General features: G+C 69.6%; 21 protein-coding genes. 6 read left to right on the top strand and 15 right to left on the bottom strand.

The features are described 5' to 3' along the window. Nucleotides 1-107: 107 nt before the first annotated feature. The 10 genes from CCZ27_RS16825 to CCZ27_RS16780 form a co-directional block, all read right to left on the bottom strand. Complete coding sequence (locus CCZ27_RS16825; RefSeq protein WP_096450087.1) at nt 108-596, bottom strand: CinA family protein; 489 nt, start codon at nt 594-596, stop codon at nt 108-110. Then, the gene (locus CCZ27_RS16820) at nt 593-1075 is read right to left on the bottom strand and encodes a phosphatidylglycerophosphatase A family protein (protein WP_198363161.1); all 483 of its coding nucleotides are present in this window, start codon (nt 1073-1075) and stop codon (nt 593-595) included. Before CCZ27_RS16820 ends, CCZ27_RS16825 begins: the two co-directional genes overlap by 4 nt. Nucleotides 1076-1113: 38 nt before the next feature. Further along, entirely contained in the window at nt 1114-2073 is a 960-nt protein-coding gene (thiL, locus tag CCZ27_RS16815; protein WP_096450085.1) for a thiamine-phosphate kinase, read from the bottom strand. A 116-nt stretch (nt 2074-2189) separates the two neighbouring features. After that, nucleotides 2190-2729, bottom strand: a complete 540-nt coding sequence (gene ubiT, locus CCZ27_RS16810) for a ubiquinone anaerobic biosynthesis accessory factor UbiT (RefSeq protein WP_096450083.1) — start codon at nt 2727-2729, stop codon at nt 2190-2192. Between the two features lie 115 nt (nt 2730-2844). Then, nucleotides 2845-3741: a U32 family peptidase gene (locus CCZ27_RS16805; protein WP_096450081.1), complete on the bottom strand. Its 897-nt coding sequence runs from the start codon at nt 3739-3741 to the stop codon at nt 2845-2847. 64 nt (nt 3742-3805) lie between these two features. Next, complete coding sequence (ubiU, locus tag CCZ27_RS16800) at nt 3806-4810, bottom strand: ubiquinone anaerobic biosynthesis protein UbiU (RefSeq protein WP_096450079.1); 1005 nt, start codon at nt 4808-4810, stop codon at nt 3806-3808. A 96-nt stretch (nt 4811-4906) separates the two neighbouring features. Continuing rightward, nucleotides 4907-6367: a high affinity choline transporter 1 gene (locus tag CCZ27_RS16795; RefSeq protein ID WP_096450077.1), complete on the bottom strand. Its 1461-nt coding sequence runs from the start codon at nt 6365-6367 to the stop codon at nt 4907-4909. Between the two features lie 208 nt (nt 6368-6575). Next, nucleotides 6576-8711: an ornithine--oxo-acid transaminase gene (gene rocD / locus CCZ27_RS24560; protein ID WP_096450075.1), complete on the bottom strand. Its 2136-nt coding sequence runs from the start codon at nt 8709-8711 to the stop codon at nt 6576-6578. A 124-nt stretch (nt 8712-8835) separates the two neighbouring features. Further along, nucleotides 8836-10365 (bottom strand): ubiquinone biosynthesis regulatory protein kinase UbiB, encoded by a 1530-nt coding sequence (ubiB, locus tag CCZ27_RS16785; protein ID WP_096450073.1) that lies wholly within the window; start codon nt 10363-10365, stop codon nt 8836-8838. A gap of 84 nt (nt 10366-10449) precedes the next feature. Further along, nucleotides 10450-10836 (bottom strand): hypothetical protein, encoded by a 387-nt coding sequence (locus CCZ27_RS16780; protein WP_198363160.1) that lies wholly within the window; start codon nt 10834-10836, stop codon nt 10450-10452. 708 nt (nt 10837-11544) lie between these two features. Between CCZ27_RS16780 and CCZ27_RS16775 the strand changes: the two genes are divergently transcribed. Further along, nucleotides 11545-12234 (top strand): hypothetical protein, encoded by a 690-nt coding sequence (locus tag CCZ27_RS16775; protein ID WP_157748614.1) that lies wholly within the window; start codon nt 11545-11547, stop codon nt 12232-12234. A 49-nt stretch (nt 12235-12283) separates the two neighbouring features. Here CCZ27_RS16775 and CCZ27_RS16770 read toward each other — a convergent pair whose 3' ends face one another. Together CCZ27_RS16770 and CCZ27_RS16765 are read right to left on the bottom strand one after the other, a co-directional pair. Beyond that, nucleotides 12284-14356, bottom strand: a complete 2073-nt coding sequence (locus CCZ27_RS16770; RefSeq protein WP_096450069.1) for a TonB-dependent receptor domain-containing protein — start codon at nt 14354-14356, stop codon at nt 12284-12286. A gap of 203 nt (nt 14357-14559) precedes the next feature. Then, nucleotides 14560-14976 carry a hypothetical protein gene (locus tag CCZ27_RS16765; protein WP_096450066.1) on the bottom strand — a complete coding sequence of 139 codons (417 nt, stop codon included), beginning with the start codon at nt 14974-14976 and terminating at the stop codon, nt 14560-14562. Between the two features lie 183 nt (nt 14977-15159). On the opposite strand from CCZ27_RS16765, the gene argS reads away from it, so the two are divergent. The 5 genes from argS to CCZ27_RS16740 all read left to right on the top strand — a co-directional run bounded on the left by argS (nt 15160) and on the right by CCZ27_RS16740 (nt 19722). Further along, nucleotides 15160-16923 (top strand): arginine--tRNA ligase, encoded by a 1764-nt coding sequence (gene argS / locus CCZ27_RS16760; protein WP_096450064.1) that lies wholly within the window; start codon nt 15160-15162, stop codon nt 16921-16923. 15 nt (nt 16924-16938) lie between these two features. Beyond that, a complete protein-coding gene (locus CCZ27_RS16755; RefSeq protein ID WP_096452712.1) occupies nt 16939-17577 on the top strand; it encodes an SPOR domain-containing protein in 639 nt (212 codons plus the stop codon). A 77-nt stretch (nt 17578-17654) separates the two neighbouring features. Continuing rightward, nucleotides 17655-18290 (top strand): thiol:disulfide interchange protein DsbA/DsbL, encoded by a 636-nt coding sequence (locus tag CCZ27_RS16750; protein WP_096450062.1) that lies wholly within the window; start codon nt 17655-17657, stop codon nt 18288-18290. A 60-nt stretch (nt 18291-18350) separates the two neighbouring features. Continuing rightward, nucleotides 18351-18791, top strand: a complete 441-nt coding sequence (locus CCZ27_RS16745) for a PilZ domain-containing protein (RefSeq protein WP_096450060.1) — start codon at nt 18351-18353, stop codon at nt 18789-18791. Nucleotides 18792-18876: 85 nt separating this feature from the next. Beyond that, nucleotides 18877-19722, top strand: a complete 846-nt coding sequence (locus CCZ27_RS16740) for a helical backbone metal receptor (protein WP_096452710.1) — start codon at nt 18877-18879, stop codon at nt 19720-19722. Here CCZ27_RS16740 and CCZ27_RS16735 read toward each other — a convergent pair. From CCZ27_RS16735 to CCZ27_RS16725, 3 genes are all read right to left on the bottom strand, one after another. Continuing rightward, nucleotides 19667-20146 carry a putative toxin-antitoxin system toxin component, PIN family gene (locus CCZ27_RS16735; protein WP_096450058.1) on the bottom strand — a complete coding sequence of 160 codons (480 nt, stop codon included), beginning with the start codon at nt 20144-20146 and terminating at the stop codon, nt 19667-19669. The genes CCZ27_RS16740 and CCZ27_RS16735 overlap by 56 nt on opposite strands. Before the next feature lie 195 nt (nt 20147-20341). Then, entirely contained in the window at nt 20342-22168 is a 1827-nt protein-coding gene (locus CCZ27_RS16730) for a PHA/PHB synthase family protein (protein ID WP_096450056.1), read from the bottom strand. A gap of 40 nt (nt 22169-22208) precedes the next feature. Beyond that, entirely contained in the window at nt 22209-23240 is a 1032-nt protein-coding gene (locus CCZ27_RS16725) for an MBL fold metallo-hydrolase (protein WP_096450054.1), read from the bottom strand. Nucleotides 23241-23392 lie beyond the last annotated feature (152 nt).

Genomic DNA, 23392 nt, shown 5'->3' with positions numbered 1-23392 from the left:
ATTATGGCACAGAGATTGCAGGGATGTTGTCGCGGCTCCCTGACGGCGGCAGTGTAGTAGCTGTTTATTTTTACAGCAATGCCGCCCGACGAGCGGCGCCGCGCTGCTCAGCCGGCGAACCGGATCAGTTCGCGCAGCGCGTGCTCCACCGTCTGTCGCCGCACCGCTTCGCGGTCGCCGCCGAAATGCATCGTGACCGCCTGCGGTGCCGCGCCGCGCCGCGCCCAGGCCAGGCACACCATGCCCACCGGCTTCTCCGTGCTGCCGCCGCCGGGGCCGGCCACGCCGGAGACGGCGACCGCCACCTGGGCGCGGCTGCGGGCCAGCGCACCGGCCGCCATCTCGCGCACCGTCTGCTCGCTGACCGCGCCGTGCACCGCGAGTGTGGCCGGCGACACGCCGAGCATGTCCATCTTGGCCTCGTTGGAGTAGGTGACGAAGCCGCGGTCGAACCAGCCCGAACTGCCCGCGGTGGCGGTGACGGCTTCGGCGATCCAGCCGCCGGTGCAGGATTCTGCGGTGGCGAGCATCCAGCCGCGCGCGGCCAGCGCCTGGCCGAGCGCCGCGGACAGGGCGTCGAGCGCGGCCGTCATCATGGCCGGAACGCCGCGACGAGGACGGCGAGCGCCAGCAGCGTATAGCCGGCGGCGATGAGGTCGTCGAGCATCACGCCGAAGCCGCCCTTCAGCGCGCGGTCGGCCCAGCGCACCGGCGGCGGCTTGACGATGTCGAAGAAGCGGAACAGCGCCACCGCGACGGCCTGCCACAGCAGAGTCTTGGGCGCGAACACCAGCACCAGCCAGGTCGCGACCATCTCGTCCCAGACGATGCCGCCATGGTCCGGCACGCCGAGCGCGCGGCCGGTGCGCTCGGCGGCGAGGATGCCGGCCGCGAACAGGCTGGCGAGCAGCGCGAGGAAGACGAACTCCGACAGCGGCGTGCGGATCAGCGGATATAGCAGCCACGCCAGCAGCGTGCCCATCGTCCCCGGCGCCCAGGGCGACAGGCCCGAGCCGAAGCCGAGCGAGATGAAGTGGGCGGGGTGGCTCAGCATGAAGCGGGCGGTGGGGTGCATGGGCAGGATCGCGGATGGGCGTTGGAATGGGTGCGGCGCTAGCCGAAGTGATCGTAGCCCGTGGCGGGGCTTGCCTGCAGCGTGCCGTCGGCCTCGCGCAGCAGCAGCGCGCCGGACTGGTCGGTGAGGGTGCCGATGCGGTGCAGCGGCAGGCCCAGGCGTGCGCCGATGGCCTGCACCGCCTCGCGCCGCGCGGGCGGGGCGGCGAACAGCAGCTCGTAGTCGTCGCCGCCCGACAGCAGGCAGCGCCGCGCGAGCGCGGCATCGGCGCCGGTGGCGAGCAGCGCGGCGAACGGCAGCGCCGCGGTATCGACGACGGCGCCCGTGCCGGAGCGCTCCAGGATGTGGCCGAGGTCGCCGAGCAGCCCGTCGGAGACGTCCAGCATCGCGCTGGCCACGCCGCGCAGCGCCAGGCCGAGCGCGGTGCGGGGCCGCGGTTTGTGCAGGGCGTCGAGGCAGCGCTGCAGGCCGTCCGCGGCGAGCGCGGCGTCGCCGCGCAGCGCCGCCAGGCCGAGCGCCGCCAGGCCGGGCTGGCCCGACACCCACAGTTCGTCGCCCGCGCGGCCGCCGCCGCGGGTGACGGCCTCGCCCGTCGGCACCTCGCCGATGAGGGTCACCGTCATGTTGAGCGGTCCGCAGGTGGTGTCGCCGCCGACGAGGTCCACGCCGTGGGCGCGCGCGCAGTCGAACAGGCCGCCGGCGAACGCGGCGATCCACCCCTCGTCGGCCGCCGGCAGCGCGATCGCGAGCAAGGCCCAGCGCGGTTCGGCGCCCATCGCCGCGATATCCGACACATTCACGGCGAGCGTCTTCCAGCCCAGCAGGGCGGGGTCGGCATCGGCGAAGAAATGTGTGCCGGCGACCAGCATGTCGGTCGACACCGCGAGCTGCATGCCGGGCCGCGGCCGCATCAGCGCGGCATCGTCGCCGACGGCGAGGTCGCAGTGCGCGGCCGCGCGGTCGAAGTGGCGCCGGATCAGGTCGAATTCCGAAGGCATGGCTGGGCGTGGCGGCGAGCGGGAAGTCCCGGGGGGCGCAAGCTTACCGCAGTGCCGGGGCGCGGGCACGGTCGAGCGCGCGCCGACACCGCGCGCGAGCCTTCCGGCGCCGGATCTCAGCCTTGCCGCTGGCCGCCCAGCCTGGCCTTCAGCGCATCCCAGTCGATCGCGTCGAGCGTGTTCTTCACCAGCAGGCCGAGGTCGGTGTCGCCTTCCATGCGCAGGCGGCGGCTGAAGAACAGGGTGTCGGGGTCTTCCTCGCGCAGCGCCAGCGCGAGGTAGTCGCGGGCGGTGGCCGAGACGACCAGGTCGGGCTTCGTACCGGCGGCCGGCGCGACGCGGCGGAAGCCCCGGCCGGCAAGGGTGAAGTCCAGCCTCAGGCCGGCGTCGAGCACGCGCATCTGCAGATGGCGGCCGGTGAGCGGCGACAGCGTGTCGCGCGGCAGGACGCGGTCGAGCGCGAGGTTGAGCGCCAGCGTCAGCGCCTGGGTGGGCGGCTGCTGCGGCAGGTGCGCCACCAGCCGGGCGACCGGTCCGGGCACGGTGAAGTCGGGAATGCGCAGGTTCTGCAGGCGTTCGCCGATGCGCCGGCGCAGGCTGCCGGGCAGCAGTTCGGCCAGGCTAGGCGGGCGGGGCAGGGTGGGCAATGCAGGCATGTTCGATCTCCGGTCTTGCGCGCGACGGGGCGCGGGCGTGTGTCGATTTCCGTTCCCGGCTGCGGGCGGACGTCTCCGGCGCGCGCGCTTTCCGTCGCGGGGGCCGGCCGGCGCATCACGCTCCGACGTATTGTTCGACCCCGGCGCGGCCGTGCCAGAAGCCGTTGCACGGCGCCTCCACCATCAGCGCGCGGCTGTCGGCCAGGGCCTGGGCGGGGCTGAGCGTGCCGTCGAGCGTGGCGCGGAAGAGGCCGGCGATGGCGTGCGTATGCGCGCCCTGCGGGCTGATGCGCAGGACTTCGGCCTTGCCCCGCACGTCGCCGAGGTCGCCGAGCAGGTTATGCACCCGCGCCGATTGCGTCTGCACGCCGTTCAGGGTCAGGAAGGGTTCGCCTTCGCGCGTGCGCAGCGTGATGCCGTCGGTGATGGCCAGGCAGCGGAACTCGCAGGTGTCCTTCTGCAGGTTGAAGTGGCGCGCGGTGAAGCAGCGCGCCGAGTGCGCCAGCGGCAGCCGGCCGTAGGCGAACACCTCGGTCTCGAGCGGTGCGGCCAGCGCCGCGCGCACCTCGGCCAGCGCCGTCCCGGAAACCTCGGGGGCGACCGCCCAGCGCGTGGCGCCGGCGTCGATCATCAACTGCAGCGTGGCCGGGTTGAAGATGTTCAGCGTGGGGCCGGCGACCCAGTTGCGCACGCCCGCCTCGCCGAGCAGGCGGACCGCGCCCATGTCGTTGGCTTCGATGCGGAACCCGGTCTGGCGCACGATGCGGCGCAGCGTCTTGAGGTCCGATTCGGATTCGATCAGGCCCTGGGTGCTCATCACCACTTCCTTGCCGGCGGCGGCGAGCACCCTGCCGACCTCGAGCCAGTCTTCCAGCCGGAGTTCGTGGCGGCGCGAGCATACGGTCTCGCCGAGATACACGCTATCGACCGGACTGTCGGCCATGTCGGCATAGAAATCGAGCACGCTCTGGTGCGGCCAGTAGTAGAGCAGGGGGCCGAGGGCGAGTTTCATCGCAAGAATCTCAAGCAAGAGGGGGCGGCGTGACCACGGCAGGCGCCGGCATTTCCGGCCGGGCTCACTTCCACGGCCGGTAGTAGGCGCCCAGCGTGTGGCTCTGGCCTTCGGACACCTTGTTCAGCTCGGCCATCCACGCCGGCGCCACCTGGAAGGCGTCCGGCGCCGCGTGCAGCCGGTCCAGCGCCGCGCGCCACACCTTCGTCACCTGGGCGACGTAGGCGGGGCTGCGCTGGCGGCCCTCGATCTTGATCGCGCGGATGCCGATGCGGGCCAGCTCGGGCAGCAGTTCCAGGGTGTTGAGGCTGGTGGGTTCTTCCAGCGCGTAGTAGGTCTCGTCGTTGACCTCGAAGCGGCCCTTGCACAGCGTCGGGTAGCCGGCGCGCTCGCCGTCGGCGAAGCGGTCGATCAGGATGCCGTTCAGGCGCGTCTCCATGCCGCGCGGCGTGTCTTCCCAGCGCACGTGCCGGCCCGGCGAGCAGGCGCCGTTGCAGTTGGGGGATTCGCCGGTGGCGTAGGCCGACAGGGCGCAGCGGCCTTCCACCATGACGCACAGGCCGCCGAAGCCGAACACCTCGATCTCCGCCGCGGTGTTGGCGACGACGTGCTCGACCTGGGCCAGCGACAGCACCCGCGGCAGCACCGCGCGCTGGATGCCGAAGCGCTCGCGGTAGAAGTCGATCGCCTCGTAGCTGGTGGCCGAGCCCTGCACCGACAGATGCAGGCGCAGGCCGGGGTGGGTCTTCGCCGCATAGGCCATCAGGCCGGGATCGGCGAGGATCACCGCGTCGACGCCGAAGTCGGCGGCGCGGTCGATCGCCGCCGTCCACGACGGCCAGTTCGCCGCCTGCGGATAGGTGTTGAGCGCCAGCAGGACCTTGCGGCCGCGCGCATGGGCGTAGGCGATGCCTTCGCGCACCTGCGCCGGCTCGAAGTTGAGGCCGCTGAAGTTGCGCGCGTTGGTGGCGTCCTTGAAGCCGAGATAGACGCAGTCGGCGCCCTGGTCCACGGCCGTCTTGAGGGCGGGCAGGCTTCCCGCGGGGCAGACGAGTTCGATCCGGTTCATGTATTCCCGCCGAGTGCTGGGCAGGCGGCGAGAATAGCCGAGCGCTCCGCCACCGGCTTTGACACCTGTCAAAGCCGGTGGCGGTCCGGACCGCGATCAGTGTCCCGGGTGCTGCGGCTGGATCTGCAGGTGGGCGGTGTGGCCGTGGCTGGGGCGGGCGAGCTTCTGCGGCAGCAGCGAGCCGAGCACCATCGCCACGATGCCTGCGAGCATGCCGGCGAAGTGCGGCGGCACGTCCGCTTCGGGTACCAGGATCTCGAGCACCACCCACACCACCAGGCCGATGAAGATGGACGCCAGTGCGCCCTGCGTGGTGGCGCGCTTCCAGTACAGGCCGAAGGCGAGCGGCACGAAGGCGGTGGCCAGCGTCACCTTGTAGGCATTCTCGACCATGCCGTGGATGCTCTCGCTGGTATGCGTGGCGTACCAGGTCACCAGCAGCGAGAAGCAAACCACGACGAGGCGCGTCATCCACAGGAACTGGTGGTCGGTCATGCGGCGGAAGGTGCTGCGCAGGATGTTCTCGGAGAACGTGACCGAGGGCGCCAGCAGCGTGCCCGAGGCGGTGCTCATGATCGCCGACAGCAGTGCGCCGAAGAACATCACCTGCGCGAACAGCGGCGTGTGCTGCAGGATGAGCTGCGGCAGGATCTGCTGGCTGTCGCTCTCCTGGTAGCTGGCGACCAGCGCCGGGTCGATCAGCGTGGCCGAATAGGCGATGAACAGCGGCACGAAGGCGAACAGGAAGTAGCCGGTGCCGCCGAGCAGCGTGCCGGCGACGGCGGCGTGCTCGTTGCGCGCCGAGTTCACGCGCTGGAACACGTCCTGCTGCGGGATCGAACCGAAGCCCATGGTCAGGATGCCGGCGAGGAAGGCGACGATGTCCTTCGGGTCCAGCGCCGGCAGGAAGTTGAGCTTGCCGGCCTCGCCGGCGTGGCTCACCACCGCCTCCACGCCGCCCGCCATGCCGCCGACCAGCCAGGCGATGTACAGCAGGCCGATGACGATGATGATCATCTGCATGAAGTCGGTCAGCGCCACCGACCACATGCCGCCGAACAGCGTATACACCAGCACGATGCCGGCGCCGAGCAGCATCCCGGCGTTGTTCGAGATGGCGCCGTCGGACAGGATGTTGAACACCAGCCCGAGGGCGGTGATCTGCGCCGACACCCAGCCGAGGTAGGAGATCACGATCGCGATCGAGCACAGCACCTCGACCGTGCGGCCGTAGCGGATGCGGTAGTAGTCGCCCAGCGTCAGCAGGTTCATGCGGTACAGCGGGCGGGCGAAGAACAGGCCGACCAGGATCAGGCACAGCGACGCGCCGAAGGGGTCGGACCACAGGCCGCGCAGGCCCTCGTCGATGAAGGTGGCCGAGATGCCGAGCACGGTTTCCGAACCGAACCAGGTGGCGAATACCGTCGCGGTGACGATGTACAGCGGCAGGTGGCGGCCGGCGGCGACGTAGTCGGTGGAGTTCTTCACCCGCGTGGCCGCATAGAGGCCGACGCCGATGGAGACGAGGAGATAGGCGATGACGAAGCCGATCAACATGGCGTGGGCAGTCCTTGGGCAGACGCAGGGGCCAGAAAGAGGGCGGCTTCGATCGCCGCCCATGGATCTCGCGACCGCCTTGCCACACAGCCGCAGGGCGCGAATATAGCCGCATCGTCCCGCGCCGGAAAAGAGTTTCCGAAGTGTGGCTGCAGGGAGTGCGCGCGGCCTGTCGCGCCGTGCGTCGCCGGCGGGCGGATGCCCCGTTTCAGTGCATCGCTTCGGCCGTCCTGGCCGGTTGTGCGAGCACGCCGGACAGCGCGTCGAAGGCCAGATCCAGCTCCGCCTCGTCGACGATCAGCGGCGGCGCCAGCCGGACCACGTTGCCGTTGGTGTCGCGCGTGGCGATGCCGCGCGCCAGCAGATGCTCGGCCACCCGCGCGGCGCTGATCGCGGGGTCGAGCACGACGCCGATCAGCAGCCCGCGCCCGCGCACCTCGATCACGCCCGGCAGCCTCGCCGCGCGCAGCCGGGCGAGGAACTGCTCGCCGAGCCGGTCGACGCGTTCCCAGATGCGGGTCTCGGCCAGCAGCGCCAGCACCTCGGTCGCCACCGCCGCGCCCAGCGGGTTGCCGCCGAAGGTCGAGCCGTGGTCGCCGGGGTGGAAGACGTCCATCACCTTGCGGTCGGCGAGGAAGGCCGACACAGGCAGCAGGCCGCCGCCCAGCGCCTTGCCGAGGATCACGCCGTCCGGGCGCACGCCCTCGTGGTCGCAGGCCAGCAGGCGGCCGGTGCGGGCGAGGCCGGTCTGCACCTCGTCGGCGATCAGCAGCACGCCGTGGCGGGCGCAGATTTCCGCGCAGCGGCGCAGGTAGCCGGCCGGCGGCACGACGATGCCGCCCTCGCCCTGGATCGGCTCGACGAGGAAGGCGGCCGTGTCGGGGGTGATCGCCGCCTCCAGCGCCTGCGCGTCGCCGTAGGGGATGCGCTCGAGGCCGGGCGGGAAGGGCCCGAAGCCGTCGCGGTAGTGCTCGTTCGACGACATGCCGACGATGGCGATCGAGCGGCCGTGGAAGTTGTTGTCGCAGGCGATGATCCCGGCCCGATCCGGCGCGATGCCCTTGACCTTGTAGCCCCACTTGCGCGCGGCCTTGAGTGCCGTTTCCACCGCCTCGAGGCCGGTATTCACCGGCAGCGCCCGCTCGTAGCCGAAGGTGGCCGACAGGCGCTCGAACAACACCGGCAGGCGGTCGCTGGAGAACGCCCGCGAGGTCAGCGCCAGGCGCCGCGCCTGGTCGGTCAGGGCCCGCAGCAGGCGCGGATTGGCGTGGCCGAAGCCGACCGCCGAATAGGCGCTCATCATGTCGAGGTAGCGCCGCCCCTCGACGTCCCACAGCCACACGCCTTCGCCGCGATGGAATACGGCCGGCAGCGGCGCATAGTTGGACGCGCCGTAGTGGCGCTCCTTCTCGCGCAGCCGGTAGGACCCCGGGCCCAGCGCGGCGCCGGCGAACTCCGCCACCCAGCGGGCGCCGTCGCCCTGCGGATCGAGGTCCGGGCGGTACTCGACGATCTCCAGCCCGATGAAGTCGCCGCAGCCGCGCAGGGTCAGCAGCAGGTCGGCGAGCGCCTGCGGATCGATGCCCCCCGCCTCGGGGCAGGTCACCGCCGGCAGCGCCTGCGGGTCGAGGGCATCCAGGTCGATGCTGACGCCGAAGCCGCCTTCCCTGCCGGTGCCGCTGCGCGCGATCGCCAGCGCGTCGAGGAACACCGCCGCCAGCCCGCGCTCGCGCACCTGCTGCATGTCGAAGATGCGTACGCCCAGGCGGTCCAGCCGGGCGCGCTCCTCCGGCTCCCAGGCACGTGCGCCGACGATGCAGGTCCGCGCCGGGTCCAGCCGCGGCCCCGGGATGCCGGCGAGCGCAGGGTCCCCTTCGCCCAGCAGCGCGGCCAGCGGCATGCCGTGGATGTTGCCGGAATGGGTGGTGCCGGCGGTATGGCTGTCGAGGTGGGCGTCGATCCAGACCAGGCCCGGAGCGCCGCCCGCGCGCCGCGCCAAGCCGCGCCAGGTGCCGACCGCGACCGCATGGTCGCCGCCCAGCACCAGCGGGAAGGAGCCCGGGTCCAGCGCGGCGAGGTGGTCGGCCAGCCTGCGCGCGAACTCCGCATTGGCCGCCAGGCGCCCTGCCATGTCGGTACCGTCGGGCGGGGCCGCGAGCGGCTTCAGCGTTTCCAGCCATTCCGCCGCGATGCCGAGCCCCTGCAGGCGCTCGACGAGGCCGCTCGCCTCCAGGGCGTCGGGGCCGGCGGCGGAACCGGGATGCGGTGCACCGAGCGCCGAGCCGGCGCCGATGATCTTGAGCAGGCTGTGGGGGCCCGAAGGCACGTGGGCAGCAAGCGTCATGGCACACCTCTGGTTCCGTTTCGCCGGCCGGCGGCGCGGGCGCCGGTCTTGCGGATTGGATGAGCGGCGGCGTGAATCGTTCAGCGCGCGGCGCCCGCGTTCCGGTTCGGGCGCCGCGGCCGGCTCAGCCCAGCAGCCGATGGATCTCCAATGCCAGCAGGCCGGCGGCGAGCAGCCCGACCACCGCCAGCATCCGGCCCTGCCGCCGCTGCACCGCGGCCATGTCGGCCAGGCGGTCCTGCTGCGCGGCCTTGTGCCGGGTGGAGCCGGCCAGCGCCTCGTGCACCAGCCGCGGCAATTGCGGCAGCGTGCCGGCCCAGTTGGGCGCTTCTTCCCTGACGCCGCGGACCAGTGCGCGCCAGCCCATGCGCTCGTCCATCCAGCGTTCGAGGAAGGGCTTGGCGGTCTTCCACAGGTCGAGGTCGGGGTCGAGCTGGCGGCCCAGGCCCTCGATGTTGAGCAGCGTCTTCTGCAGCAGCACGAGTTGCGGCTGCACTTCCATTTCGAAGCGGCGCGCGGTCTGGAACAGACGCAGCAGCGTCTTGCCGAAGGAGATCTCCTTCAGCGGGCGGTCGAAGATCGGCTCGCACACGGTGCGGATCGCCGACTCGAACTCGTCGACCCGGGTGTGCGGCGGTACCCAGCCGGCCTCGATGTGGGCCATCGCCACGCGTTTGTAGTCGCGCTTGAAGAAGGCCAGGAAGTTCTGCGCCAGGTAGTTCTTGTCCACCTCGTCGAGCGTGCCCATGATGCCGAAGTCGAGCGCGATGTAGCGCCCGTCGCCATGCACGAAGATGTTGCCCGGATGCATGTCGGCGTGGAAGAAGCCGTCGCGGAACACCTGGGTGAAGAAGATCTCGACGCCGGCGCGCGACAACGCCGCGAGGTCGGTGCCCTGCGCGCGCAGCGCGCTGGTCTGGGAGATGGGCACGCCGTACATGCGCTCCATCACCATGACCTTGCCGCCGCACCAGTCCCAATAGACCTCGGGCACGATGAGCAGCTTCGAATCGGTGAAGTTGCGCCGCAACTGCGAGCAGTTGGACGCCTCGCGCATCAGGTCGAGTTCGTCGTGCAGGTACTTGCTGAACTCGGCGACCACTTCGCGCGGCTTGAGCCGGCGGCCTTCCGGCCAGAGCTTCTCGAGCACGGCGGCGGCAACCTCCAGCAGCGCCAGGTCGTGCTCGATGACGCGCTCGATGCCCGGGCGCAGCACCTTGACGGCGACTTCGGTGCCGTCCGGCAGCTCGGCGAAATGGACCTGCGCGACCGAGGCCGAGGCCACCGGCGTGCGCTCGAAGTTGTTGAACACCGCGTCGACCGGCCTGCCGTAGAAGTCTTCCAGCAGCGCGAGCGCCTGTTCCGTGGGGAAAGGCGGCACGCGGTCCTGCAGCAGCGCGAGTTCGTCGGCAAGGTCGGGCGGCAGCAGGTCGCGCCGCGTGGACAGCATCTGGCCGAACTTGACGAAGATCGGGCCGAGCGATTCGAGTGCGCGCCGCAGCCGGGCGCCGCGCGGCTCGGCGAAGGTGCGCCAGAAGAACACCACGTGCCACAGCCGCGCCAGCCGGCCGCTGGAGTCGGCGTCGAGGATCATGCGATCGAGGCCGAAGCGCAGGCCGACGGAGACGATCTTGGCGAGGCGGAAGAGACGCACGGTGGGGAGCGCGGGAGGGGCGGCGGAAAGGCCGGACTTTAGCCGGAAAGCCGGGGGCGGGGGAAGGGCGCCGGCCCGTTCCGCCTAGCGTGTTTCCGCCTGCCGCAGCGACTTGACGAGATCCCGCACCACCTGCTGGTGCGCCTCGGTGAGCGCGGCGATGTCGCGCATCAACTGGTAGTCGAACTCCCGCCTCGGTTCTTCGGAGCAGGAAAACTCGGTGCCTTGGCCGAAGCGCAGCCACTCGGCGGTGACGCCGAGCCAGTCGGCGAGCACGCGCAGCTTGTCCTGCGCCGGGATCGCCTCGCCTTCCAGCCACTTGCGGGTCGCATGCAGCGTCACCGGCGTGCCGGCATAGCGCCGGTTGAACTCCCGCGCCAGCGCGGTGGGGCGAGCCAGACCGGGCGCAGTCCGCGCCAGAACTTCGCGCAGGCGGGCACTGAAGGCGTCGCGTTCAAGGTAAGGCTGCATGCGCACAACGCTAGCAGCCGCTTTGTCGTTTAATAGTCGATGTATTTATATTGACTACATGTAGATATGCAGGCATATTTCAATCCATCGCTTCGCACCGAAGGAAAAAGACCATGCCTGTCCTGATTCCGGTGGCTGCAATGCCCTGAAGACAAGCGGTCGATTGCGGATGAGCGATCGGACAAGATGTGATGGTCATCATGACGAGGGAGAATCCATGAACGCCCGGCAGCAGTTCGTTGCGGCATATCCGTCGATCGGGTTTCCGTATGCGCTGCATGCGTGGCCCCCTGGCGATAGCGCGCACAGGGGATTCTTCTACGAGCCCGGACAGGGGCGGGTCCGGCCCGCCGTCATGTTTTCCTCGGCTGGAAAGATAGTGGGCGCGGCATTGGTCGTCGCTGTCGTCGCATTGATTGCGCTTTCATGGGAGTCAGTGCGATGAATCCGGTTGCGGGGACGGCTGCACCTTCGATGGCGCATCCGGAAAAGCCTGCTCGTGCGTCTTCGGAGAAATCGAAGATGGATATTCCAGGGACGAACTTCTCGATATGAAGACAGGAATACTCCCAAAGGGTCTCTCCGAGTCCATGCCGAAGACGCTGCCTCAGCGTGTTCGCGGCAATTGATCGTATGAAATCATCGACGATCGTAGCCGCGTTCGCACTCGTTTGCATGGTGGCCGGATGCGGGGAGGAGCGGCTGAACATGTCCGGCGACTCCGATTCCCTCCAGAGGGTGATGCAGGGAATGACGGTGGCAGAGCAGGCGAGCTTTCTGAACGATGTCCAATTGCTCATCGTGCTCTACGGCGGCGACCAGCGCCGGCTCGATGGACATACCGTGAGCGAGGTTCGCCAGAAGGCGGCTGCCGGAAGAAAGTATGTCGGCGAACGGAACGTCGCATTCCTCGGCCAGCTCATCCGGGACATGAGCCGCAGATCGATCCAGTCCGTCGAACTGCATGTCGATGATGCGGGGATCTTTTCGGGGCCGCAGGTCGGATACCGTCCGACGTCCTATTCCCTCGACAAGCTCAAGGCGATCTTCGTGAAATACGGCGGTGTCGTCGATACGGCTGCGCGGGCCGCCACTGTCGCCGCTCGCGCGTCGAGGGACTCCGCGCCGGTCGCCCCGGCAGGCGATGGCTGCGCGAATCCGCTTTCGCTCGCGGAGGCCGGACGGGTCTGGGAGCGTATCCGGTCCGACCGGCAGGCATTCGTCGAGAACTGCACTAAAGCCGACGGCGCACTTGTCGCCAGGCCGGGGGGTGTCCCGCCGCAAGAGGCTGCCCGGAATGCCGCGAGTTCATGCGCGGCCGAGGCGGAGAGGGTGTCCGCCTGCATGGCCCGCGCCGGCGCCAGGGCGAACGACTGCATCTGCAGCGGCGGGGAGTAGCCGCGCGGCCCGGCGGCCGCAGCCGCCGGGGATCGCGCAGACGCCGGCTTCAGAAGCTCAGCCTCACCCCCATCGTCAGGTTGCGCCCGGTCAGCGGCGCGGCGTCCTTGATGAAGGACGTGTGACTGTAGGCCAGTTCGTCGGTGAGGTTGGAGACCTTGACGTAGAACAGGTAGGGCACCGAATCGATGCGGCCGGCGTAGCTCGCGCCGAGGTTGAGCATGTTGTATCCCGGCGTGCTGCTCTCGAATTCGGCGACCTGGCGCTGGCGGGTGACGCGGTACAGCTCCACTTCGCCCGCCCAGCCTTGCCAGTGGGCGTCCAGCCGCAGGCCGATGCGGTGCGCGGGGATGCGCGGCAGATCGCGGTCGCCGTCGCTCGAGGCGAGGCGGGCGCGCACGTAGTCGCCGAACAGGGTGAGTCCGAACATCGTGTTCAGGCGCTGGCGGACCTGCCCTTCGATGCCGGTGAAGACGGCGTCGCGCTGGGCGTATTCGATGAGCTGCAGGCCATCGTGTTCGTCCAGGGTGTGGGCGTAGATGAAGTCCGATACCCGGTTGTGGAAGGCGCTGACGCTGAAGGTGGTGGGGCCGGCGAGCTTCTTCAGGCTGAGATCGATGTTGTGCGAGGTCTCGGCGTCGAGGTCGGGGTTGCCGCGTTCCAGCGTGCGCGTCGCCATGTGCAGGCCGTCGGCATAGAGTTCCTCGGCCGTGGGCAGGCGCTGGGCGCGCGACAGCGACAGGCCCAGCGCATACTGCGGCGCGAAATTCCAGACCGCGCCGACGGATACCGAGTTGCCGCGGTGGCTGCGGTCGCGCGATGCCGAGTCGACGTCGATCTTCTGCCATTCGTGGCGCAGGCCGGCCTCGAACCGCCAGTCGCCGGCGGTGTATTCCTCGACCAGGAACACGCCGTGGCGGCGGGTGAGGGTGGGCTGCACATAGGCTTCCTCGCCGACGGCCGAGAAATCCCGGCGCGTGCTCTGCAGGCCGAGCACGCCGCGCCAGCCGCCGAGCGGCTGGTGCTCGAGTTCGATGCGGCCGTCGCTGGCCTTGTTGCGGAAGCGGGTGGCGACCGCACCGTCCTCGATCTCGTCGTGGCCGTAGTTGGTGTGGCTGGCGCGCACCCGCAGCCGCGCGAAGCCCGCGAACGGATCGAGGTATTCGCCGCGCAGGTCCCAGCGCTCGCTGTCGAGCCGCACGTAGGGCACGCCGCCTTCGGCGTGGTCGTGATCGTGCTCTTCCTCGTCCTCGTGGCCGTCGTGCGCGCCGCAATGCAGGTGGTTGCCGTGCGTGTGGCAGTCCTCGAGTTCGTGGGTGTGGCCCGGCAGGCCGTAGTCGTTGCGCTGGCGGGTCCAGGCGATGCCGAGGTAGCCGCGCTCGCCGATCCAGGAGATGCCGAGGCTGCCGGTCTCCGTCTCGTTGTAGCTGCCGTCGACGCGGCTGCCGCCGGACCAGTCGTCGCCGACGCGGTAATCGCGCGCGTCGCGCTTGAGTCCTTCGGCGTGGACGGCGATGCTGCCTGAACCGGCGGTGATTTCGAAGGCGCCCGCGGCCTCGCGGGCGGCGGTGTTGCCGCGCAGCTCGACGCTGCCTTCGACGCCGCGCTCCGGTATGGCGACCGGGATCTTGCGGTCGAGCACGTTTACCACGCCGCCGATCGCACCGCCGCCGTAGGCGAGCGCCGACGGGCCGCGCAGGACCTCGATCCGCTCGCTCAGCATCGGTTCGACGGCCACCGCGTGGTCGGGGCTGATGGTCGAGGCGTCCATGATCTCGGCGCCGTCGGCCAGCACCTTGACGCGCGCGCCGTCCATGCCGCGGATGACCGGGCGGCTGGCGCCGGCGCCGAAGTGGGTGGCGTGGATGCCGGGTTCGTTGGCGAGCGTCTCGCCCAGGGTGGCGGCGCGGCGCCGTACCAGTTCGTCGCCCTCGAGCACGCTCGCCGGCGTGCTCATGGCGTCGCTGCCGACGCCCAGGGCACTGGCCGAAACGGTGACGGCGCGCAGTTCGGCGGGCTTGTCGCCGTCCGGCGCCGCGGCCGGTTGCGGGTCGGCGGCGAGCGCCGGGTGGGCGAGAGCGATCATCAGCGCGAGGCTGGGGGGGTGGATTCTCGTGGTCATCGTGTGTGTCCTGCGTATCGTGGCGGGCGCGGCCGCCGGGCGTCGCCGCGCTTGGAGGCGCGGGCGCCGCGGCCGCGCACGGCCGCTCCTGCAGGGCGCAGGCGAACTGCGCCGCCGGGCTGGAGCGGATGTGCTGTCCGGGGGGATCGGAGACGGGCCGGTAGCGCCGGTGGCGGGCGGCCGCGCCGATCGGTGCGAAGGGATCAGCCGGGCAGGGGCGGCGCCCGGCAGCGCGGGCGCAGCGCCGCGGCCCGCGCCGGTGCCGCCGGAGCGGCGGCCGGCGGTGCGAAGCCCGCGGCGGTGAAGGATGCGTGGCCGGGGCTGCCTTCCAGCGGCAGATCCAGCCCGCCGAGGGCGAGGCAGTCGAGGCAGACGTCGGGGATGGCGGCGGGGGCGCCGTCCTCGCTCAGCGCGCTCCCCCGCTCGGAGCGGGCATGCGGCACGTCGGCGAGGTGGCCGACGAGATGGGCCAGGGCTCCCGTCTGGGCAAGGACGAGGGCGAGCGCCAGCAGCAGGCGCGCGATCAGCGCGCGTGCGCCGTCATCCGGCCCGCGGCCGAAGGCCGCGGACGCATGCGCGCGGGCAGGCCGGGCGCGGCGGGCGCCCTGTCGTGCAGCCACGGGGAGGGATGACGGAAACGGCATGGCGGCATTCTAGGAGTTGCTTGCATTCTCTTGCAACTTTGTTGCGAATCCATGGCGCAGCGCGACTGGAGGAATTCCGCAACGCCTGCTCACACGCAGCGGCAGGGCGGTGTCGGCGCATCCGTTATAATCGCGCGTTTAGTTTGCCTGCCGAGTGCCATGAGCGCCGACCCGAAACTCCTGTTGACCGATCTGCTGCAGTCCGCGCTGAAGAGCGTGGCGCCGGATCACGCCGACACCGCCATCCTGCTGGAGCGCCCGAAACAGGCGAACCACGGCGACTTCGCCACCAATCTCGCGCTGCAACTGGCCAAGCCGCTCAAGCGCAATCCGCGCGATCTGGCCGCGCTGCTGCTGGCCGAACTGCCGCCGTCGAAGTTGCTCGCCAGGGCCGAGGTCGCCGGTGCCGGCTTCATCAACTTCACGCTGGCATCCGATGCCAAGACCGCGGTGGTGCAGGAGGTGCTCGCCAAGGGCGCCGGCTTCGGCCGCGGCGCACCCAAGGGCGTCAAGGTGCAGGTGGAGTTCGTGTCAGCCAACCCGACCGGGCCGCTGCACGTCGGCCACGGCCGCGGCGCGGCCTACGGCGCCTCGCTGTCGGACGTGCTGGCCTTCGCCGGCTACGACGTGACGCGCGAATACTATGTGAACGACGCCGGCCGCCAGATGGACATCCTGGCGCTGTCGACCTGGCTGCGCTACCTCGTCTTCTTCGGCATCGAGATCCCGTTCCCGCCCAACGCCTACCAGGGCGACTACGTGATCGACATGGGGCGGGACATGCGCGACGCCCACCAGGACCGCTTCGCCGGGGTCACCGCCGCGCAGATCCTCGCCGGCACGCCCGGCCTGCCCGCTGCCGAGCGCAAGGATGACGAAGCCAAGCAGCAGCGCGAGGAGCATCTCGATGCGCTGATCGCCAACGCCAAGCGCCTGCTCGGCGAGGACTATGCCTGGGTGCATGGCTTCGCCCTCAACGAGCAGCTCGGCGACGGCCGCGAAGACCTGCAGGAGTTCGGCGTGCGCTTCGACAAGTGGTTCTCGGAGCAGAGCCTGTTCGATACCGGGCTGGTCGAACGCGCGGTGTCCCAGCTCGAGAAGCAGGGCCACATCTACCTGCAGGACGGCGCCAGATGGTTCCGCTCCACCGCCTTCGGCGACGAGAAGGACCGCGTCGTGCAGCGCGAGAACGGCCTCTACACCTATTTCGCGTCCGACATCGCCTATCACCTGAACAAATACGAGCGTGGCTTCGACCGCATCATCGACATCTGGGGCGCCGACCACCACGGCTACATCCCGCGCGTGAAAGGGGCCATCGCCGCGCTCGGCCTGCCGCCGGAAAGGCTCGAGGTGGCGCTGGTGCAGTTCGCGGTGCTGTATCGCGGCGGGCAGAAGACCTCGATGTCGACCCGCTCGGGCGAGTTCGTCACGCTGCGTGAGCTGCGCAAGGAAGTCGGCAACGACGCCTGCCGCTTCTTCTACGTGCTGCGCAAGTCCGACCAGCACCTGGATTTCGACCTCGACCTCGCCAAGAGCCAGAGCAACGACAACCCGGTCTACTACGTGCAGTACGCGCACGCCCGCGTGTGTTCGGTGCTGAACCAGTGGGGCGGGGAGCCGGGCGAACTGGCGGCGGCCGACCTCGGCCTGCTGCGCAACGAGCGCGAACTCGCGCTGTGCGCCCGCCTGGCGGCCTTCCCTGAACTGGTGCAGAACGCCGCGGCCGATTACGCGCCGCACCAGATCGCCTTCTACCTGAAGGATCTCGCCGCCGACTTCCACAGTTGGTACAACGCCGAGCGCATGCTGGTCGAGGACGAAGCGGTGAAGCTCGCCCGCCTGGCCCTGGCGGCGGCGGTGTGCCGCGTGCTCGCCACCGGCCTGGCGATGCTGGGCGTGTCGGCGCCCGAATCGATGTGAGTGGCGGAGAATCCCGTGAGTCGTGATCGCAAGCCCGCCCGCAAGTCCGCCCGCCCGCCCGCCCGCAGCGGCGGCGGCACTCTGATGGGCATCTTCATCGGCCTGATCCTCGGTGCCCTCATCGCGGCCGGCGCCGCCTGGTATTTCACCCGCGCGAACCCGTTCCAGGCGGCGCCCGGGGCTCCGCCGCGCGCCTCGGTGGCGGACCAGCCGCCGGCGGCGCTGCCCGGCAAGCCCGGCGACCGGCCGGTGGTGAAGCAGGACTTCGAGTTCTACAAGATCCTGCCGCAAGGCGACGGCACGACGTCCGAACAGCAGCCGGCGCCGGCCCGGACGGCACCGGAAAGGGCCGCGGAAAAGCCGTCGGACAAGGCGGTCGCGCCGGTGAAGGAGGCGCAGCCCAAGCCGGTGGAGCGCCTGTACCTGCAGATCGGCTCGTTCGAGAATCCGGCCGAGGCCGACAACCTGAAGGCGCGCCTCGCGCTCGCCGGCATCGAGGCCAGCGGGCAGCGCGTGCAACTGGCCGACGGCCGTACCGTGCATCGCGTGCGCATCGGCCCCTTCTCCAGCCCGGAAGAGATGAACCCGGCGCGCGCGCGCCTGGCCGAGGCCGGCTTCAGCGCCACCATCAGCCGCGCCGGCAATCCGCAATGATTGCTTGCCGGTGCGGCGGGAACGTCTGCGCTCCGGCGCGCGTCTGACCGCAGTTTCCGTCAAACAAGGAGTACCGCATGAATCGCCGTGACGCCCTGAAGCAACTCGCCGTGCTCGCCGCCCTGGCGGCGCCCGTCGCCGGTGCGTGGGCCGAGGATGAAGCCTTCCAGGTGCTGAACCCCGCGCAGCCGACCAATGATCCGTCGAAGATCGAGGTGGTGGAGTTCTTCCACTATGGCTGCCCGCACTGCCGCAACTTCGATCCGCTCATCGAGGACTGGGTGAGGAAGCTGCCGCAGGACGTTGTCTTCCGCCGTGTGCCGGCGATCTGGAACAACCAGCAACTGGCCGGCCTGGCCCGCCTGTACTACGCCGCCGAAGTCAGCGGCGACCTGTCGGCCCTGCATGGCAAGGTGTTCGGCGCGGTGCAGGACGAGAAGCGTCCTCTGCATACCGAAGCCGGCATCAGCGAGTGGATACAGGGCAAGGTGGCCGATCCGAAGAAGTTCATGGACGCGTACAAGTCGTTCGGCGTCAGCTCGATGCTGCAGCGGGCCGACCAGCTCGCCCGCGGCATGAAGATCCAGGGCGTGCCCACGCTGGCGATCGACGGCAAGTTCCTGACTTCGGCGTCGATGGCAGGCAGCCACGAGGCGGCGCTGAAAAAGGCCGACGAACTCATCGCCCGCGTGCGCAAGGAACGCGGCAAGTAAGCAGAGGCAGGCAGGGAGCGCCGCGGCGACGGGGCCTGGAGAAGAGGAGCGGGAAACAGCATGAGCGATGAATCCATCGGGGGCGACGGCGCTACCGCCGCGGTCGAAGTCGGCAACGCGGACCGCCGCGTGCGGCAGCGCTTCGTCGCGCGCCGCCATGGCCGGCCGTGTTTCTGGGTACTGGCCGACAGCGGGCGCCTTGCCCTCAACGATCTGTCGCTCGAAGGTTTTTCCGCCCCCTTTCCGCAGCCGCCGCACGGTGAGTTCGAGGTCGTGCTGCAGCGCGAGGGCGTGCCGGACGAGATCCGCGGCCGCGCCACCGTCGTCAACCAGGTGCCCGGCCCCGCCGGCGCGGCAGTGGGCTGCCGTTTCAGCCGCCTGTCCGCGGAGGATGCCGAGCGCCTGCAGGAGTGGCTGGTCGCGCACGTCATCATGAGCGCCACCGTCCGCATCACCGAGAAGGACGCCCTGGCGATCGTGCAGGGGCGCTCGCTGGTGTGAGGCGCGGAACGCCGGTTCCGCAGGGTGGGCGCGGCGGGGCCGGGGCGTGACGCCGGCAACGCCGCCGGCGGACGGGCCGGCGCCGATTCGTCGCGAGGCCGGGGTGGACGGCGGCTCCGCCGGCGTCGATGCCGCCGGCACCCGCCACCTGCCGGCGCGCGGCGAGGTGCGCATCGTTTCCCTGGTGCCGTCGCTGACCGAGCTGTTGTGCGAGCTGGGCCTGCGGGATCGGCTGGCAGGGCGCACCGGTTTCTGCATCCATCCGCGCGAGGCGCTGCACGGCGTTCCCAAGGTGGGCGGCACGAAGGACGTGAAGCTCGACGCCGTGCGCGCGCTGGCACCGACGCACCTGATCGGGAACATCGACGAGAACCGGCGCGAGACGGTCGAGGAACTCGCCGCCTCCGTGCCGCACGTGATCGTCACCCACCCGTGCGCGCCGCGCGACAACCTTGCGCTGTACCGGCTGTTCGGCACCGTGTTCGGCTGCGAAGCGCGTGCCGCCGCGCTGGAGGCGGACCTGCTGGCGGCGCTGGACGAGGCCGCCGCCGTCGTGGCGGATCTGCCGCCGGAGCGCGTGCTCTACCTCATCTGGCGCGAACCGTGGATGACGGTGGCGCGCGACACCTACATCGCGGCGATGCTGGAGGCGGTGGGCTGGCAGACGCTGCCCGATGCCGCCGGCGGCGCGTCCGGTGCGGCGCGGTATCCGGCCTTCGGCTGGAACGAGCCCTGGCTGGCGGGCGTGGAGCGCGTGCTGCTGTCGTCCGAACCCTATCGCTTCCGCGACGCGCACGTCGCCGAAGTGCAGTCGCTCGCCGGCCGGCCGGCGATGCTCATCGACGGCGAGATGGCGTCGTGGTACGGCAGCCGCGTCATCGCGGGGCTGCGATACCTGGCGGCATTGCGGCGACGAAACGCTCCGGCGTGAGGATGGCGAAGCGGTCCCGCACCATGCGGTGACGCGCGAGCTTGAGCAGCGCCTTGTCCCGGGTGACGAGATGCGTGGCGGGCGCCTGGGCGGCGATCTCGAGGAACTTCTGGTCGTCGCGGTCGCGACACGGCGGCAGCACTGCCGGCGGCACGTGCCCGGACGTGCCCGGGAAGCCGGCGGGCGGGAGCCGCACTACCCGCTCGCGGTAGGCGGCGAGTATGCCGGCCTGGGTGACTGTGTCGGCGCCGAACTGCGCATAGGCGAGCACGCGGCGCAATTCCTCCAGCGCATCGTCGCGGCTGTACAGCATCGTCGCGCCGCCGTCGATCAGGGCCGCCAGCGCCGTCAGGCCGGGGTCGCGGAACAGCCACAGCGCCAGCACGGTGTTGGTGTCGAGGACGAGGTGCAGCGGAGCGTTCACCGGACTACCCTATCGCTACGCGACGCAGTGCGGACCTTGCACGGCCGGCCCGTTCCGCAGGCGCACGAAACCCCTGCTCCACGCTCCGGAGGAACGAGCGCCGTCTTCGGGCAGGCGAGTAGGAGAGCTCATCGGCGGGAGGCAACAAAAAAGGGAAGGGTCACCCCTTCCCTTTGCGCTGACGGGCGGGTGCCGTCAGGCGGCCTGCTTGGCGTCGATGCGGATCTTGACGAAGGAGCCCGGCGCCTCTTCCAGCACCTTGAGCTTGCCCTTGGCCGGGTCGCGCGGCTCGACCTGCTCGCCGTCGTGGGCGGTGACCCAGGACTGCCAGTCGGTCCACCACGAACCGGCGTGCTGCTGCGAGCCGTTGAACCAATCGTCAGAGGTGGCGGGCAGCTTGGCGGCCGGGTTGATCCAGTAGCCGTACTTGTTGGCGGCCGGCGGATTGACGATGCCGGCGATGTGGCCGGAGCCGCCGAGCACGAAGCGGACGGGGCCGCCGAAGCAGCGCGCGCCGATGTAGGTGCTCTTCCACGGCGCGATGTGGTCTTCGATCGTGGAGATGAAGTAGCACGGCACCTTGATCTTGCCGAGGTCGATCTTCACGCCGCCGATCTCGATGCCGCCCGGCTCGACCAGCTTGTTCTCCATGTACAGCCGGCGCAGGTAGAAGCTGTGCATCTTGGCCGGCATGCGGGTGGAGTCGGAGTTCCAGTACAGCAGGTCGAACGGGAACGGGTCCTTGCCCATCAGGTAGTTATTGACGACGAAGGACCAGATCAGGTCGTTCGAGCGCAGCATGTTGAACGTGCCGGCCATCTCGGAACCTTCGAGGTAGCCGCGTTCGAACATCTTCTTCTCGAGGCTGGAAACCTGGGTCTCGTCGATGAAGACGCCCAGTTCGCCCGGCTCCGAGAAATCGGTCATGGTGGTGAAGAAGGTCGCCGAGGTGATGCGGTCGGCCTGCTTCTTGCCGGCGAGGTAGGCCAGCGTGGTGGCGAGCAGCGTGCCGCCCAGGCAGTAGCCGGCGGCGTTGATCTGCTTTTCGCCGGTCTGCTTCTCGATCGCGTCGAGCGCGGCGAGGATGCCTTCTTGCACGTAGGACTCGAAGGTCTTCTCCGCCAGGCTCTCGTCCGGGTTCACCCAGGAGATCACGAACACCGTGTGGCCCTGGTCCACGCACCACTTGATGTAGGAATTCTTCTCGCGCAGGTCGAGGATGTAGAACTTGTTGATCCAGGGCGGCACGATCAGCATCGGGCGCTTGTACACCTTGTCGGTGCTGGGCGAGTATTGCAGCAACTGCATCATGTCGGTCTGGAAGACGACCTTGCCCGGCGTGGTGGCGACGTTCTTGCCGAGTTCGAAGGCCGAGGTGTCGGTCATCTTCACGCGCAACTGGCCGCCGCCTTCCTCGACGTCGCGCAGCAGGTTGTTCAGGCCCTTGATCAGGTTCTGGCCGTGGCTCTTGACCGTCTCGCGGAACACTTCCGGGTTGGTCAGCGCGAAGTTCGACGGCGACAGCGCGTCGATGTACTGGCGGGTGTAGAAATTGACCTTCTTCTGCGACTGATCGTCCATGCCCTCGACACAGCACACGGTGTCGTGGATGTGGCGCGCGGCGATCAGGTAGGACTGCTTGATGAAGTCGAACAGGAAGTGCTGCTCCCACTCCTCGTCCTTGAAGCGCTTGTCGCCCTTTTCCGGCGCGACGACGGGCGCCGCGTTCATGCCGGCAAAGCGCATCATCGAGTGCTGCCACAGCGAGAAGTAGTCCCACACCAGGTTCATCTGGGTCTGGGCCAGCTTGTACGGATTGGCGAGCAGCTTGGCCATCATGTCCATGAACGCCTGGGCGATGCCCAGTTCGTCGGCCGGGGCGGCGACGCCCTTCTTGAGCTGGCGCTGGACGTGGTCGCTGATCAGGCTCGAAGCGCGGCGGGCGACTTCGGCATAGGTCTTGGCGACTTCCTGCGGATCGGGCAGTTCGGCGTACTGGGTTTCGGGGGTGGGTGCAGCCATGTTCTTGGGAACTCCTGTTTTTACGATCGTTCTGGGCGGTTCAGCTTGTCCGGACGTACCGGATCAGCTCATCGCTGCCGACCACTCGACGAAGCGCGCTCCGCTTTTCGAGGTGGTTGAGGTGGGCAATGGCCTCCCCCATGGCAAACATGCTCTGGTGGGTATCGAGCTCGCGTGGAAAAAGCGTGCCGAGCAGTTCGCCCGCACAGCGCGGCGCACCGCATTCGGACAATAGTGCGGCGCAGCGGTCGCGGTGATGCTCGACGAGTTGATCCACCCTCGCGCGTATTCCCTTGAAAGGTTTACCGTGCGATGGTAGCACGAGCGTGTCGTCGGGCAACTCGCAGAATTCCCCGATCGAGTCGAGGAAGCGGCCGAGGGGATCGTCGTACGGCGTCGCGGCATAGACGCTGATATTGGTCGAGATGCGCGGCAGCAGCATGTCGCCGGAGATCAGGATGCCGAGCGCCTCGCAGTACAGGCTGGCGTGCTCGGGCGCGTGGCCGTAGCCGATGATGACGCGCCATTCCCTGCCGTCGATGCTCAGGTGCTCTCCGTCCACCAGGCGGTCGAAGTTCGCCGGCATCGACGGGATGCCGTGGCGGTAGGCGTTGCCGCGATGGGCGAGTGCCGCCGCGCGCTCCTCGGCGAGGCCGTGGGCGCGGAACTGCGCCACCATGTCGGCGACGGAATAGCCGGGAAGCTGATGCCAGATCGCCTGGCCGCCGAGGTATTCGCCCAGCGTCATGTGGATCCGGCCGCCGTCGCGCGCGGCCAGCCAGGCGGCGAGGCCGACGTGGTCGGGGTGGTGATGGGTGACGACGATGCGGCCGAGCGGGCGCGATTCGGCTTCGAGGATGCGGTTCCAGGCGTCGCGCGTGCGGTCGATGCCGTAGCCTGAATCGACTGCCGTCAGCGCGTCGCCGTCGTCGAGCAGCCACAGGTTGATGTGGTCCAGTGCGAAGGGCAGGGGCATGCGGACCCAGCGTACGCCGGGCGCGATCCGCACCGCGGTGCCTTCGGCGGGCAGGTCGGGGAAGGGATAGTGCAGGATGCTGTCTGGGGCGTTCATGGGCTCTCTGTCCTGGGGCCGCCCGGAGCGGCAGGGACGTGCGCGCTGCCGCAGGCGGCCGGATCGATGGTCATCCGCGTTTCTGATGCCAAACCGGCGTTTGGCGGAGTTTGAAGCTAGAATTTCGAAATTCTGACATTTTGAAATTCTGA

This window comes from Thauera sp. K11, assembly GCF_002354895.1.
Taxonomy (GTDB): domain Bacteria; phylum Pseudomonadota; class Gammaproteobacteria; order Burkholderiales; family Rhodocyclaceae; genus Thauera; species Thauera sinica.
Note: the sequence above shows the minus strand (reverse complement) of the source record. Positions and strands in the feature narration are given on the sequence as shown.

Excerpts from the sequence above, each read along its gene's own strand:
- CCZ27_RS16825 (WP_096450087.1), bottom strand. The coding sequence starts at position 596 with ATGATGACGGCCGCGCTCGACGCCCTGTCCGCGGCGCTCGGCCAGGCG.
- CCZ27_RS16820 (WP_198363161.1), bottom strand. The coding sequence starts at position 1,075 with ATGCACCCCACCGCCCGCTTCATGCTGAGCCACCCCGCCCACTTCATC.
- thiL (WP_096450085.1), bottom strand. The coding sequence starts at position 2,073 with ATGCCTTCGGAATTCGACCTGATCCGGCGCCACTTCGACCGCGCGGCC.
- ubiT (WP_096450083.1), bottom strand. The coding sequence starts at position 2,729 with ATGCCTGCATTGCCCACCCTGCCCCGCCCGCCTAGCCTGGCCGAACTG.
- CCZ27_RS16805 (WP_096450081.1), bottom strand. The coding sequence starts at position 3,741 with ATGAAACTCGCCCTCGGCCCCCTGCTCTACTACTGGCCGCACCAGAGC.
- ubiU (WP_096450079.1), bottom strand. The coding sequence starts at position 4,810 with ATGAACCGGATCGAACTCGTCTGCCCCGCGGGAAGCCTGCCCGCCCTC.
- CCZ27_RS16795 (WP_096450077.1), bottom strand. The coding sequence starts at position 6,367 with ATGTTGATCGGCTTCGTCATCGCCTATCTCCTCGTCTCCATCGGCGTC.
- rocD (WP_096450075.1), bottom strand. The coding sequence starts at position 8,711 with ATGACGCTTGCTGCCCACGTGCCTTCGGGCCCCCACAGCCTGCTCAAG.
- CCZ27_RS16780 (WP_198363160.1), bottom strand. The coding sequence starts at position 10,836 with ATGCAGCCTTACCTTGAACGCGACGCCTTCAGTGCCCGCCTGCGCGAA.
- CCZ27_RS16775 (WP_157748614.1), top strand. The coding sequence starts at position 11,545 with ATGTCCGGCGACTCCGATTCCCTCCAGAGGGTGATGCAGGGAATGACG.
- CCZ27_RS16770 (WP_096450069.1), bottom strand. The coding sequence starts at position 14,356 with ATGACCACGAGAATCCACCCCCCCAGCCTCGCGCTGATGATCGCTCTC.
- argS (WP_096450064.1), top strand. The coding sequence starts at position 15,160 with ATGAGCGCCGACCCGAAACTCCTGTTGACCGATCTGCTGCAGTCCGCG.
- CCZ27_RS16750 (WP_096450062.1), top strand. The coding sequence starts at position 17,655 with ATGAATCGCCGTGACGCCCTGAAGCAACTCGCCGTGCTCGCCGCCCTG.
- CCZ27_RS16745 (WP_096450060.1), top strand. The coding sequence starts at position 18,351 with ATGAGCGATGAATCCATCGGGGGCGACGGCGCTACCGCCGCGGTCGAA.
- CCZ27_RS16730 (WP_096450056.1), bottom strand. The coding sequence starts at position 22,168 with ATGGCTGCACCCACCCCCGAAACCCAGTACGCCGAACTGCCCGATCCG.
- CCZ27_RS16725 (WP_096450054.1), bottom strand. The coding sequence starts at position 23,240 with ATGAACGCCCCAGACAGCATCCTGCACTATCCCTTCCCCGACCTGCCC.